Origin of the sequence: Curtobacterium sp. ME12, assembly GCF_903970855.1 — a bacterium.
Lineage (GTDB): Bacteria > Actinomycetota > Actinomycetes > Actinomycetales > Microbacteriaceae > Curtobacterium > Curtobacterium poinsettiae_A.
In genome coordinates this window covers 17,417-30,259 of record NZ_CAJCKD010000017.1, presented here as the reverse complement: position 1 = coordinate 30,259, position 12,843 = coordinate 17,417, and the positions used below count along the sequence as shown (strand labels likewise).

The following is a 12,843-nucleotide window of genomic DNA, read 5'->3' as shown; positions in this document are numbered from 1 at the left end:
CCGCCTCCGCAGCGCCCTCCACACCACGTTCGCGACGATCCACGCGTCGATCACGTGGTGCATCGTCGCGACACGCGTGCCGGGCGGGGCGTGCGTCCGCGTGCCGCGCGCTACGCCGGCTCGTGCCGCGGGATCTCCAGCCAGAGCGCGACGGAGTCGTCCTCGTCCCCGTCGTCGTCGTCCATCCCCGCTCCGAGCGCCGCGGACTCGCTGGCCGCGCCGTCGAGCCGGAGTCCGACGACGGTCACCGCGGAGTCGGAGCCCTCGCTGACGGTCCGGACGATGACGTTGTCGGCATCGCGGGCCTGCCGGAGGGCCTCGGCGACGCGGGCGTGTATGCGGCGGATGTCCGGGGCGTCCAGGTCGTCGAGCCCGCCGTCGTCGTGCAGCTGGACGGTCGCTCCGCGGCGGCGCAGGCGCATCACCTCGTCGCGGACGTCGTCGGACAGCAGGGACCGGCCGCGGATCTCGTCGCGGATGGCCTGCTCGAGGTGCAGGCACTCGGCACGGTCGGCGTCGTCGAGGTCGCCGCAGGAGTCGATGATGCGCTGCAGCATCGGCAGGGCCATCCGGGTGGTCTGGCTCAGCCGGAACTGCCGCTCGAACACGTGGGCGTCCTGCGCGGCCTGCCAGTCGGCGGTCTCCTGCTCGGCGAGGACGAGCTCACGGGTGTTCCGGGTGGCGCGACTCATCGCGGCGGCGAAGACCGTCGCGATCGCGACCCAGGCGACGCTGCCGACCACGCCGAGCCCGCCGAGCGAGCCGAGACCGGCCCACGCGACGGTGTACACGGTCAGGAACAGCACGCCGGCCCATGCGAAGGGGCCCCGGCCGCGCACGACGAGCACCACCATGAGCGTGCCGATGGCCGCGATCCACCACGTGGCGGAGCCCGGACCACGACCATCGACGACGACGGGGGCGGCGATCACCGGCATCACGATGGCGGTGGCGAGGGAGAAGCAGGCCGTCCAGACCGGTAGGACCCTGCCGGGGACGAACAGTGCGAGGCCGGTGGCCGCGGCGTACAGGACCATGCACGCGATGATCGGGGCGACCTGGTCGACGCGCGGGAGCGTGGCCGCGGCGAGGACCAGGTGGTAGAGGGAGAACAGCGACGCCAGGCCGATGGCGATGCTCGCCGGCAGGGAGACCTTCATGCGGTCACCTTCGCGGAAGGTGACCACGTCAGCACGATGCGGGTGCCCTCGCCCGGTGCAGTGTGTACCTCGGCGCGACCGTCGACGGTCGCGACCCGCTCCACGATGGAGCGGCGGACACCGAGCCGTTCGGCGGGGATGGCCGCGACGTCGAACCCGCGCCCGTCGTCACCGACCTCGACGAGCACGCCCTGGCCCTGCTGCTCGATGCGGACCCAGCGCGAGACGTCACCGTCGCCGGCGTGCTGCACGCTGTTCACCGCGGCCTGCAGCGCCGCCGAGGCGAGCGCGTCGGCGACCGACGCGGGCAGGCGGACCGCCCCGGTCGGTGTCGGGACCAGACGGACCGGGGCGGGCAAGGCACCCACCCCCTCGCGGATGCGCGCCCGGAGTTCCCCGAGGGCGACCGGCGCGACGTCACCGGGACCGTCGGTGGCCGCGGCCTCGAGGTGGTCGATCGCGTTCCGGGCCATCCGCGCGGCGAGGGTCTTGGCCTCGAGCGTGTCGGCGCGAGCGGCGGAGAGCAGCGTCGTGAGCACGCTGTCGTGCACGATGGCGTCCACCTGGACCCGCTCGACCTCGGTGGCGTGCTCCCGGATGGCGAGCGAGTACCGCCGCACGGCCGTGGACTGCGCCGTGTCGACCGACGTGGCCGCACGCCGCAGCACCACCGCGATGACGAGCACCGCGCCGCTGAGCAGTGCCGTGTAGACGCCGTCGAGCAGGACCGCGAGGACCCCGACGTCGCCGCCGAGCGGGCTGAGCCGGATCACCACGTAGACCGCGGGCACGAGCGCCGTGTAGACCGTCGCGCGCCACGTCGCGAAGCCCATCGCCGCTGCCGTGCAGCCGACCGTGCAGAACCACCACGGCCACGGCTGCTGCGACGACGGGATGGGCTCCTGCACGGTCGCCGTCCACGTCACGAGCACGACGAGGAACAGCAGCGCGCAGACGATCTGCGCCAGCTGCGCGACCCGCTGCACGAAGGCGGAGACCCCGACGAACACGAACGACGCCGCGAGGGCGAGCATCAGCGTCGGACCCCAGAACGGGTCGAGGTACGGCAGCTGCTGCAGGACCGCGGGCGCGTCGACGATGCCGAGGCCGATCGCCGCCATCGCGAGGAGGATCGCGAACGCGCGCTCCACCGACGCCTGCGTGATCGAAGCGCGGACGCTGCGCGCCGGATCGGCGCCGAACGGCGCCGGTTCGACGACCGTCCGCGCCGACTCAGCCGCGGTCGCCATCCGTGTCAGCGACCGTCGCCGTCGGGGTCGATGCCCGAGTCGAGCCCGGGGAGGATCCCGTCCTCGACGGCTCGACGCAGCAGGTCGACCTTCGTCGGGGCCGGGCGGCCGACCTCGACGTACTTCACCCGGATCCGGTCGAGGTACTCACGCGCCGTCGAGTAGCCGATGCCGAGCTGCTGGGCGGCGAGCTTGAGCGGGAGGCCCGAGGCGTAGAGGTGCAGGATCTCGCGCTCCCGGCGGCCGAGCTGTGCCTTCGCGAAGTCGCGGTCGGCGTCGATGGCGCTCGCCCACTCGAGGTTGTTGAGCACGTCACCGCGTGCGACGGTGGCGACCGCGGCCATCACGGTCTTGGTGGCCGAGGATTTCGGGATGACGCCGGCAGCCCCTGCTGCGAGCGCCTCACGCACGTTGGCGACCCGGTCCGCGATGGAGTGCACGAGCACCGCCGATCCCGTCCCCTGCACGCCCTTGACGTTCTCGGTGACGGTCGAGCCGTCGCCGAGGGACAGGTCGAGGACGACGACGTCGACCTCTCGCCCGTCGAGGTTCTGGACGTACTCCGGGACGCTCGCGGCGGTGAGTACCACCTCGAACCCCTCGTTCTGGCACGCCGCCTGGATCCCGAGTCGGACGGACTCGTGGTCGTCGACGATCGCGACCCGGACCGGCCTGGTGGCCGCCCCTGACGTCTCGGTGCTGGTGGTTGTCGTTCCTGCTGCCACAGTGGCCTCTCGTTCCGATGCGCGACGCCGGCCCCTGAAACCGGAGTGCCATCAACGACCCAGGATACCCAGCCCGGACTCAGGTGCGGGGCTTCTGGGCTGCGCCACGCTGGCCGGTCCGCCGATTGGTGGACACCCCGGCACGCAAGGAGCGGCAGCCGGACCCGCCCCGGTCGCGCCCGGGTCGTGCCCGGGCCTCAGCGGGCGGGGACCAGGCGTGCGACGGCTTCCAGGTGGTGGGTGTGCGGGAACAGGTCGAAGGCCCGCAGTGCTTCGAGCCGGTAGCCGAGGTCGGCGAACGTCGCGACGTCGCGGGCCAGCGCCACCGGGTCGCACGCCACGTAGACGACCTGCTCCGGCTGGAGCGCGGCGATCTGCACGACCACGTCACGACCGGCACCGGCGCGGGGCGGGTCGAGCACGATCGTGCCGGCGCGGAAGCGGTCCTTCTCGGCGCGCGAGGCGTTCGCCACCGTGTTCGTCAGCCAGCGGTCCACGCGGCCGGTCTCGGCGCGGGCGCCGAGCCACTCGGACAGGTTCTCCTGCGCGTGCTCGGTGGCACGGGCGGCGCTCTCGACGCTCGTGATGCGCGCCTTCGGGCCGACCAGGTCGCCGAGGGCGGCGGCGAGCAGGCCGACACCGCCGTACAGGTCCAGGTGGGTGCCCTCGGGGTCGAGGCGGTCGCGGTCGACCAGGTCCTGCACGGCCTCGCTGAGCACGGTCGCCGCGGCGCGGTGCACCTGCCAGAACCCGTTGTCGTCGACCTGGAACGTGCGCTCGCCCACGACCTCGGTCACCACGGTCGGCTTCTGGTCGTCGATGACGAGCCGCGCGCCCTCGGAACCACTCGGTGCGAGGACGTCGATGACCGACGAGCCCGGCAGTGCCCCACGGCCGAGCGGGGCGCTCTGCTGCACGACGGCGGTCGCGAGCGGCAGGCCGGTCACCGGGATGACGGAGTGGGAGCGGGCCGCGAACGGACCGGCGGTGCCCTGCTCGTCGACGTGCAGCCGGACGCGGGTGCGCCAGCCCAGGCCGTTCGCGGCGTCGTCGCCGGGCGCGGCCTCGACGACGACGTCGTGGCCGAGCACCTCGGCGAGGTCCATCCGTGCGAACCGCGCGAACGAGTCGACGAGGACGTCGTGCTTGAGCGTGCGCTGGTGTGCGAGGGCGATGTGACCGAACTCGGCACCACCCGGGCGCGTCTCGGGGTCACGCCCGAGCGCGGCCTCGGGCCAGACGTGGTCGACGCGGTGCTCGCTCGGCGTGACGACGCTGACCGTGTCGGCGCGCCAGAACGACTTCTTGCGGTCCTCGGTCACCCGGGCGACAACGCGCTCCCCGGGGATCGCGTCCGACACGAAGACCACCCGTCCTTCGTGCCGTGCCACCGAGATGCCGCCGTGGGCGATCCCGGTGACGTCGAGTTCGAGCAGCGTGCCGACGGATTCACCCATGGTGAGATGGTCCCATGCGTCTGTACCTCGCGAGTACATCCCCCGCCCGCCGAGCACTCCTCGCCCAGTCCGGGATCGAACCCGTGCTCGTGTCCCCCGGGGTCGACGAGGACGCCGTCGGTGCCGCCGCAGCGGCATCGCTCGGCCGCGCACTGAGCGGTCCGGAGCTCGTCTCGCTCCTCGCCGTCGCGAAGGCGTCCGCAGTCGCCGACTCCGCCGTCGCCGGGTCGCCGGTCGACGGGGTGGTGTTCGGCGGGGACTCCGCGTTCGAGGTCGACGGACAGCTGTACGGCAAGCCGCACGACCCCGCGGTCGCCCGGGAGCGCTGGCGGCAGATGCTCGCCGCGGGCGGCGGGACGCTGTGGAGCGGACACTGCGTGATCGATCGACGGCGCGACGACCGGCGCCGGGCCCCGGACCCGGCCACGGGACGGCCTGGAGGCGCGGCTCCGGACCGCACCGTGCCTCCCGTCCGGCCCCTGGTCACGTCCACCGCCGGCGTCCCGCAGCTGGGTGACGTCGCGCCCGGTGGGTCGGCGCTGGCCGCCGGTGGCGACCGCGTGGTCGCGGTCGACAGCGCGGTGCTGACCTTCGCCGACGACGTGTCCGTCGACGAGATCGACGCGTACGTCGCGACGGGCGAGCCGCTCGAGGTGGCCGGTGCCTTCACGATCGACGGTCGGGCCGCGGCGTACATCACGCGGATCGACGGGGCACCGTCCGCCGTGATCGGGATGTCGCTGCCGGTGCTGCGATCGATGCTCCTCCGGGGCTTCGGCCTCGCCTGGCACGACCTCTGGGCACTGTAGACATCCGCACCTCTTCGGGGTGGTTCTTTGTGGGTGCCAGTCAAAACGCACTCCCGCCGCACGAATACGCTGATGTGTCATGCCCCGTATCAGCAAGGTCCTCATCGCGAACCGCGGCGAGATCGCCGTCCGCATCATCCGCGCGGCCCGCGACGCGGGCAAGGCATCGGTCGCGGTCTACGCCGACCAGGACCGCGACGCCCTGCACGCCCGCCTCGCCGACGAGGCCTACGCGCTGAACGGCACCACGAGCGCCGACACGTACCTCGTCATCGACAAGATCATCTCGGTCGCCCGCCGCTCCGGCGCGGACGCCGTGCACCCGGGCTACGGGTTCCTCGCCGAGAACGCCGACTTCGCCCGCGCCGTCATCGATGCCGGGCTCGTCTGGATCGGCCCGTCGCCGGAGTCGATCGAGCGTCTCGGTGACAAGGTGTCCGCGCGCCACGTCGCCGAGAAGGTGGGCGCCCCGCTCGCCCCCGGCACCATCGAGCCCGTCAAGGACGCCTCCGAGGTCATCGCGTTCGCCGACGAGGTCGGCCTGCCGGTCGCCATCAAGGCGGCGTTCGGCGGCGGCGGCCGTGGCCTGAAGGTCGCACGGACGCGCGACGAGGTCGCCTCGCAGTTCGAGTCCGCCACGCGAGAGGCGATCGCCGCCTTCGGTCGGGGCGAGTGCTTCGTCGAGAAGTACCTGGACAAGCCCCGCCACGTCGAGACCCAGTGCCTGGCGGACGAGCACGGCAACGTCGTCGTCGTCTCCACACGCGACTGCTCGCTGCAGCGCCGCCACCAGAAGCTCGTCGAGGAAGCTCCGGCGCCCTACCTGACGCCCGAGCAGCAGACCGCGCTGTACGAGTCGTCGAAGGCGATCCTGCGCGAGGTCGGCTACGTGGGCGCCGGCACCTGCGAGTTCCTCATCGGCGCCGACGGCACCGTGTCCTTCCTCGAGGTCAACACCCGCCTGCAGGTCGAACACTGCGTGTCCGAAGAGGTCACCGGCATCGACCTGGTGCGCGAGCAGTTCCGCATCGCCGAGGGTGGCGTGCTCGACTACTCGGATCCCATGCCGCGGGGACACTCCTTCGAGTTCCGCATCAACGGCGAGGACCCGGGTCGCAACTTCTTCCCCGCGCCCGGCCCCGTGCACGCCTTCAACGCGCCGTCCGGCCCCGGCGTGCGCGTCGACTCGGGCGTCGTCTCCGGCGACGTCGTGTCCGGCTCGTTCGACTCCATGCTCGCGAAGCTGATCGTCACCGGCGCCACCCGTGCCGAGGCGCTGGAGCGTTCGCGTCGCGCACTCGCCGAGTTCGAGGTCACCGGCCTGCCGACCGTGCTCCCCTTCCACCGCGCGGTCGTGTCCGACCCCGCCTTCGCGACCGACGACTCCGCGCCGTTCTCGGTGTACACGCAGTGGATCGAGACCGACTTCGTCAACGACATCCCGGCTTGGAGCGGCTCCCCCGAGGAGCTCCCGACGCCGGCCGCGCGCGACAGCGTCGTGGTCGAGGTGCAGGGCAAGCGCATCGAGGTCACCATGCCGTCGATCGTCGGTGGCGGTGCCGCCGGTCGTCGTCCGGCCGGCCCCTCCGCTCCCCCGAAGCGCCGTTCGTCGGCCGTCCGCGGGGGCCTGGCGAAGTCCGGGTCGTCCGTGGCGTCGCCGATGCAGGCCACCGTGGTGAAGCTCGCGGTCGCCGAGGGTGACACCGTGGTGAAGGGCGACCTGCTCGTCGTGCTCGAGGCCATGAAGATGGAGCAGCCCGTGCAGGCCCACAAGGACGGCGTCGTCACCGGGCTGAACGCCCCGGTCGGCCAGACGGTCTCGTCCGGTCACGTGCTGCTCGAGCTCGCGTAGCGCGGGCTCCCGCAAAACACCGGTGTTCGCCGGTTGAACACGCGCACACCGCGGTTCGACTCGTGAACACCGGTGTTTTGCTTCATCGAACACGACGCACTCCGGCTGCCTCGAGTGCCACGGGGCCGTTGCCGCCCGGCTCGACGTCCGGCCACGTCACGCGGACGACCCTCCGGACGGAGCGGTGCGCACGGAGCCGGTCCTCTCGGAGCTTCTCGTCGATGACGACACGCTCAGGGGTCCGACCAGCGCGCATCGTCCGGTCGCGGTACTTGACCAGCCCGTCGAACTCCACGACCACGCCGGCGTCCTCGAACCAGAAGTCCACCCGGCCGATCAGGCCGGCCGCATCGCGGAACTCCTGCTGCAGCATCGGCGCCGGGAACCCCGCTGCTGCCCAACACAGCCGCGCCACTGACTCACCCGGCGAGTCAGCAGCCGCGTCCGCGAACTCGATCGCCCGTCGCGCGCGGGTGGACGCCCGCGGACGAGGCTCCCGACTGCGCAGTTCGGCGAGCAGCGCTTCGCGCGACACTCCTCGGGCCAGCACCGCGTCCAACACGACCACCGCAGTGCGGAACGACGCTCGGAGCGCGACGTCGACCCCGGTGACCAGGAGGGTCGTGACGGGCAGGCCACCGACGCTCGCACAAGCGATGGGACGACCCGCCCCTCCGACCTTCTGCAGATGGGCGCGACGTTGACCGGTGGCTCGACGCGGATCGGTGGCGACGATGTGCTCGGGGAACTCTCCGAGCCACGGGAGTCCGAGCATCGCCACAGCCGACTCGTGGGAGATCACGAGGGCGGGGTGGATGCTCGGCGCGACCGCTTCGACCCGTGCACGATGGCGTTCCGCTGCACTCGCTGCTCCGAACGCGTCTCGGTCGACGTACCGGCCGGCCGTGAGGCGGATGAGCGTCCCTCGGCGTGCGGCATCCGCGAGCCGTCGGTGCGCCCTCGGATCGGGATCGCCCGGAGCCGCGCCGAACACCGTGATGTGAGCCATGGCCCCACCGTCACGGCTCCCGCAGGACCCACACGACGACGACCCGCTCCTTGTGAGGAGTCCCCCGCTCCCCCACCCCCTGTGGAGGAACAGCAAAACACCGGTGTTCGCGCTCTGCACCGCGTTGTGCGGGTGTTCAGAGCGCGAACACCGGTGTTTTGCGGACCGGCGCCCTACGACACCAAGGGGCGGACCGAACTCGCCAGGGCGTCGACGAGCCGCTGCGCCTCGGCGGGGGTGCCCGCGACGGTGTCGATGTAGACCTTCACCTTGGGCTCGGTCCCGCTCGGGCGGACGATCACCCGGGCGTCGCCGGACAGGTCGTAGCGCAGGATGTCCGAGGGCGGGAAGCCCGCCACCCCGTCGGCGTAGTCCGTCACCGTGTGCACGTCGAGGCCGCCGAGCGTCGTCGGCGGCGTGGACCGGAGCGACGCCATGATCCCGCCGATGCGCGACAGGTCGTCGACGCGCGTCGCCACCTGTCCCGACGCGAACGCCCCGAACTCGGCGGCGAACGCCTCGAGGTGGTCGGCGATGGTCGAGCCCGACGCGGCGAGCTCGTCGGCGAGGGACAGCAGCTCCAGTGCCGCCGAGATGCCGTCCTTGTCGCGCACGACCGACGGGTCGACCAGGTAACCCAGGGCCTCTTCGTAGCCGAACAGCAGCTCGGGCACCCGTGAGACCCACTTGAAGCCGGTCAGGGTGTCGCGGTACTCCAGCCCGTGTCGCGCAGCCACCCGGGCCAACGCCGGCGACGAGACGATCGACGCGGCGAGCGTGCCGGTCGCACCGGACTCCGATGCCCGTGCGGCAGCCCGCCACCCGAGCAGCCAGCCGACCTCGTTGCCCGACAGCCGACGGTAGGACGGCGCACCGGCGTCCGAGTCCGTGGGGATCGCGAGCGCGAGCCGGTCGGCGTCGGGGTCGTTCGCGATCACCAGATCCGCGCCGACGGCGAGACCGCGGGCGATCGCCAGGTCCATCGCACCCGGCTCCTCGGGGTTCGGGAACGACACCGTCGGGAACGCACCATCGGGATCGATCTGCTCCGGCACGACCGCCGGCTCGGCGAACCCGGCCGCCGCGAACACCGCGCGAGCGGTCTCCCACCCGACGCCGTGCATGGCCGTGTAGACGACCTTCGGCTGCTCGTCGACTCCGAGTGCGGGAGCGGGCACGATCGCTGCCGTGGCGGCCACGTAGGCGTCGACCAGGGCCGACGACGCAACGGTGTAGTCCGTGTCGCGCGGCAGGTCCGTCACGGATCCCGCGGCGACCGCGTCGATGGCGTCCGCGATCTCGCCGTCGACGGGCGGCACGATCTGCGAGCCGTCGTCGTCCTGACCGAGGTAGACCTTGTACCCGTTGTCCCGCGGCGGGTTGTGGCTCGCCGTGACCATGACGCCCGCGCCGACGTCGAGGTGCCGGACGGCGAACGCGAGCACCGGCGTCGGCAGGGCCGACGGCAGCAGGGTGACCTCGAGCCCGAGGCCGCGCATGACCTCGGCCGAGTCGCGTGCGAAGACGTCCGAGTTCACCCGGCCGTCGTACCCGATCACGACGCTGCGCGAGCGACCGGTGTCGATGAGGAACCGGGCGAGCCCCGCAGCGGCCTGGGTCACGACGACCCGGTTCATCCGCAGCGGGCCCCAGCCGAGCTCCGCGCGGAGTCCGGCGGTGCCGAACTGCAGGCGGCCGTCGAACCGCTCGGCGAGCGCCCGGACAGCGGGCCCGTCGCCGTCGGCCGCCGCATCGATCGCCGCGGCCAGCTCGTCGCGGGTCTCGGGGTCCGGGTCCTGCGCCAGCCACGCCCGCGCGGTGCCCAGTACCTGGTCGAGGTCGAGCTTCACGACGCCGACTGCCCGAGTGCGGCGACCACGCGTGCGAGCAGGTCCGCGATCACCGGCTCGGCCTGCTTGCCGGCCTCGAGGACCTCGGTGTGCGACAACGGGGTCTTCTGGATGCCCGCGGCGAGGTTCGTGATGAGCGAGAACCCGAGGACCTCCATGCCGGCCTGACGGGCCGCGATGGCCTCGAGCGCCGTGGACATGCCGACGATGTGCCCGCCGATGGTCTTCGCCATCTGGACCTCGGCCGGGGTCTCGTAGTGCGGGCCACGGAACTGCGTGTACACGCCCTCGTCGAGGGACGCGTCGACGGACCTCGCGACCGAGCGCAGCCGCGCCGAGTACAGGTCGGTGAGGTCGATGAACGTCGCACCCTCGAGCGGGCTGTCCGCGGTCAGGTTGATGTGGTCGCTGATGAGCACCGGCGTGCCCGGGGTCCAGTGCTCCTTGATGCCGCCGGCGCCGTTGGTCAGCACCATGATCGAGGCACCGGTCGCCGCGGCCGTGCGGACGCTGTGCACGACCCGACGGACCCCGTGGCCCTCGTAGTAGTGGGTGCGGGCACCGATGACGAGCGCGTGGCGGCCGTCGGCGAGGCGGATCGACCGGATCGTGCCGGAGTGTCCGGGGACGGCCGAGGCGCTGAACCCGGGGACCTGCTCGGCCGGGATCTCGGACACGGTCTCACCGATGATGTCGGCGGCCTTGCCCCAGCCCGACCCGAGGGTCAAGGCGATGTCGTGCCGCTCGATGCCGGACTGTTCGGCGATGGCGGCTGCGGCGTCCCGCGCGACCTCGAACGGGTCGGCAGCGGGGTCGTTCAGCGGGTTCTCGGTGCTCATGCCCCAACTCTAAAGGGCGGACTGAGCGCTCAGTGCTCGCCGAGGGCCCGGTCCACCGCCGCCGTGATCTCGCCCTGGTCGAAGTGGTTCGCGATGACGATGACCTCGGCGTAGGTGTTCCCGATCGCCTCCACGAACTCCTGACTCGTCAGGATCACGTTCGCGTCGTCGGAGACGTCCCGCACGGACGCGACGTCGGCCGCGACGACCGTCGCCGACAGTCCGAGGGCGTCGAGCGCCTTCTCGGCGTTCACCTTGAGGATGCCGCTCGACCCGATGCCGGCTCCGCAGATGGTCACGATCTTCACGCGGAGACCCCCATGATCGCGCGGACCTCGTCCGCGGTGGTCGCCGCCGCGATCCGCCCGGTCACGGAGGCGTCGTTGAACAGGTTCGCGATCTCGCCGATCGACTCCAGGTGGGTGCCGACCTCGGCCACCGCGAGCCCGAGCACCACACGGACGGGGTCGTTGTGCGGGTGTCCGAACGCCACCGGCGACGCGAGCGTCACGACCGCGAGTCCGTCCCGCACGACGGCACCACCCGGCCGGGCGTGCGCGAACGCGAGCCCCGGCGAGATGACGATGTACGGCCCGTGCTCCTCGACCATGCCGATCATGGCGTCGGTGTACTCGTCGGTGGTGGCGCCCGAGGCGACGAGCGCACCGCCGACCAGGCGCATCGCGTCACGCCACGCGGGCGCGTCCGCACCGAGGAGGACGGCGGTGTCCGGCAGCGGTGGCAGTCCCATGCGTCAGGCCTCCTGGTACCCGGCCGTGATGGTGGCGATGATCTCCTCGCGGTCCTCGAGCGGCAGGAACGACCCGAGCGCGGCGTTGATCTGGAACGCCGCCAGGTCGTCGAGGTCGTACCCGAACGTGCCGGCGAGCAGCGCGAGCTCCTTCGACAGCGAGGTCCCGCTCATCAGGCGGTTGTCGGTGTTCACCGTGACGCGGAAGCCGAGCTGGTAGAGCACGTCGAACGGGTGGTCGGCGAGGTCGTCGCCCCACGCGGCGATCGCCCCGGTCTGCAGGTTGGACGACGGCGAGACCTCGAGCGGGATCTCGCGGTCACGGACCCACGAGGCGACCTCGCCCAGGGAGGCCAGCGTCGAGCCGTCCCCGGCGTCGGACAGGGCGACGTCCTCGAAGATGCGGACGCCGTGCCCGAGGCGGAGCGCCCGGCCGTCGACGAGGGCGGACCGGATGGAGGCGAGCCCGTCCGCCTCGCCCGCGTGCACGGTGACGGGGAACAGTTCGGACGCCAGGTGGTCGAAGGCGGCGCGGTGGTTCGAGGCGGGGAACCCGGCTTCGGCACCGGCGATGTCGAAACCGACGACCCCGGCGTCACGGTGGCGGACGGCGAGCTCGGCGATCTCGAGCGACCGGTCGGCGTGCCGCATCGCGGTGACGAGCTGGCCGATGCGGATGCGCCCACCGGCGGCGTCGACGGCTTCCTCGATGCCGGCCTGCACGGCCTCGACCGTCTGGTCGAGCGTCAGTCCGCCCTGCAGGTGCTGCTCAGGCGCCCAGCGGACCTCGCCGTAGACGACACCGTCGGCCACGAGGTCCTCGACGAACTCGCGGGCGATCCGGGTGAGCTGCGGTGCGGTCTGCATCACCGACGTGGTGACGTCGAACGTCTTCAGGTACTCGACCAGGGAGCCGGAGTTCGACTGGTCGGCGAACCACTGCCCGAGTTCGGCCGGATCGGTGGTGGGGAGCGTCACACCCGCCGAGGCCGCGAGCTCGATGATGGTCGCGGGACGCAGACCGCCGTCGAGGTGGTCGTGCAGCGAGACCTTCGGCAGGTCGTTGATGACCGCCCCGGCGTCGGGCAGGCGGTAGGTCGGGGCGTCGGCGCTCATGCTCCCAGGCTATCGGTGGTCGCCG

Annotated in this window: 12 protein-coding genes; 2 read left to right on the top strand and 10 right to left on the bottom strand. The window is 72.3% G+C overall.

Annotated features, from left to right (window positions below):
• Positions 1-110: 110 nt before the first annotated feature.
• From H7A73_RS10040 to H7A73_RS10025, 4 genes are all read right to left on the bottom strand, one after another.
• Positions 111-1,160 (bottom strand): hypothetical protein, encoded by a 1,050-nt coding sequence (locus H7A73_RS10040; protein WP_182065835.1) that lies wholly within the window; start codon positions 1,158-1,160, stop codon positions 111-113.
• Positions 1,157-2,410, bottom strand: a complete 1,254-nt coding sequence (locus tag H7A73_RS10035; protein ID WP_182065834.1) for a sensor histidine kinase — start codon at positions 2,408-2,410, stop codon at positions 1,157-1,159. Before H7A73_RS10035 ends, H7A73_RS10040 begins: the two co-directional genes overlap by 4 nt.
• A gap of 5 nt (positions 2,411-2,415) precedes the next feature.
• A complete protein-coding gene (locus H7A73_RS10030) occupies positions 2,416-3,135 on the bottom strand; it encodes a response regulator transcription factor (protein ID WP_017888757.1) in 720 nt (239 codons plus the stop codon).
• A 197-nt stretch (positions 3,136-3,332) separates the two neighbouring features.
• On the bottom strand, positions 3,333-4,592 hold the full coding sequence (locus H7A73_RS10025) for a class I SAM-dependent RNA methyltransferase (protein WP_182065833.1): 1,260 nt from the start codon (positions 4,590-4,592) through the stop codon (positions 3,333-3,335).
• A 14-nt stretch (positions 4,593-4,606) separates the two neighbouring features.
• Between H7A73_RS10025 and H7A73_RS10020 the strand changes: the two genes are divergently transcribed.
• Entirely contained in the window at positions 4,607-5,401 is a 795-nt protein-coding gene (locus tag H7A73_RS10020) for a Maf family protein (RefSeq protein WP_182065832.1), read from the top strand.
• A 79-nt stretch (positions 5,402-5,480) separates the two neighbouring features.
• Entirely contained in the window at positions 5,481-7,253 is a 1,773-nt protein-coding gene (locus H7A73_RS10015) for an acetyl/propionyl/methylcrotonyl-CoA carboxylase subunit alpha (RefSeq protein WP_182065831.1), read from the top strand.
• An 82-nt stretch (positions 7,254-7,335) separates the two neighbouring features.
• Here H7A73_RS10015 and H7A73_RS10010 read toward each other — a convergent pair whose 3' ends face one another.
• From H7A73_RS10010 to H7A73_RS09985, 6 genes are all read right to left on the bottom strand, one after another.
• On the bottom strand, positions 7,336-8,262 hold the full coding sequence (locus H7A73_RS10010; protein WP_182065830.1) for a hypothetical protein: 927 nt from the start codon (positions 8,260-8,262) through the stop codon (positions 7,336-7,338).
• Positions 8,263-8,435: 173 nt separating this feature from the next.
• Positions 8,436-10,112, bottom strand: a complete 1,677-nt coding sequence (locus H7A73_RS10005; RefSeq protein ID WP_182065829.1) for a phospho-sugar mutase — start codon at positions 10,110-10,112, stop codon at positions 8,436-8,438.
• Complete coding sequence (locus H7A73_RS10000) at positions 10,109-10,951, bottom strand: purine-nucleoside phosphorylase (RefSeq protein ID WP_182065828.1); 843 nt, start codon at positions 10,949-10,951, stop codon at positions 10,109-10,111. The genes H7A73_RS10005 and H7A73_RS10000 overlap by 4 nt, the downstream gene beginning before the upstream one ends.
• 29 nt (positions 10,952-10,980) lie before the next feature.
• Positions 10,981-11,259, bottom strand: a complete 279-nt coding sequence (locus H7A73_RS09995) for a PTS sugar transporter subunit IIB (protein ID WP_182065827.1) — start codon at positions 11,257-11,259, stop codon at positions 10,981-10,983.
• Positions 11,256-11,702, bottom strand: coding sequence for a PTS sugar transporter subunit IIA (locus tag H7A73_RS09990; protein WP_182065826.1), 447 nt, complete (start codon positions 11,700-11,702; stop codon positions 11,256-11,258). The genes H7A73_RS09995 and H7A73_RS09990 overlap by 4 nt, the downstream gene beginning before the upstream one ends.
• A 3-nt stretch (positions 11,703-11,705) precedes the next feature.
• A complete protein-coding gene (locus H7A73_RS09985; protein ID WP_182065825.1) occupies positions 11,706-12,818 on the bottom strand; it encodes an adenosine deaminase in 1,113 nt (370 codons plus the stop codon).
• Between the last annotated feature and the right edge of the window lie 25 nt (positions 12,819-12,843).

Excerpts from the sequence above, each read along its gene's own strand:
- H7A73_RS10025 (WP_182065833.1), bottom strand. The coding sequence starts at position 4,592 with ATGGGTGAATCCGTCGGCACGCTGCTCGAACTCGACGTCACCGGGATC.
- H7A73_RS10015 (WP_182065831.1), top strand. The coding sequence starts at position 5,481 with ATGCCCCGTATCAGCAAGGTCCTCATCGCGAACCGCGGCGAGATCGCC.
- H7A73_RS10035 (WP_182065834.1), bottom strand. The coding sequence starts at position 2,410 with ATGGCGACCGCGGCTGAGTCGGCGCGGACGGTCGTCGAACCGGCGCCG.
- H7A73_RS10040 (WP_182065835.1), bottom strand. The coding sequence starts at position 1,160 with ATGAAGGTCTCCCTGCCGGCGAGCATCGCCATCGGCCTGGCGTCGCTG.
- H7A73_RS09985 (WP_182065825.1), bottom strand. The coding sequence starts at position 12,818 with ATGAGCGCCGACGCCCCGACCTACCGCCTGCCCGACGCCGGGGCGGTC.
- H7A73_RS10020 (WP_182065832.1), top strand. The coding sequence starts at position 4,607 with ATGCGTCTGTACCTCGCGAGTACATCCCCCGCCCGCCGAGCACTCCTC.
- H7A73_RS09990 (WP_182065826.1), bottom strand. The coding sequence starts at position 11,702 with ATGGGACTGCCACCGCTGCCGGACACCGCCGTCCTCCTCGGTGCGGAC.
- H7A73_RS10010 (WP_182065830.1), bottom strand. The coding sequence starts at position 8,262 with ATGGCTCACATCACGGTGTTCGGCGCGGCTCCGGGCGATCCCGATCCG.
- H7A73_RS10000 (WP_182065828.1), bottom strand. The coding sequence starts at position 10,951 with ATGAGCACCGAGAACCCGCTGAACGACCCCGCTGCCGACCCGTTCGAG.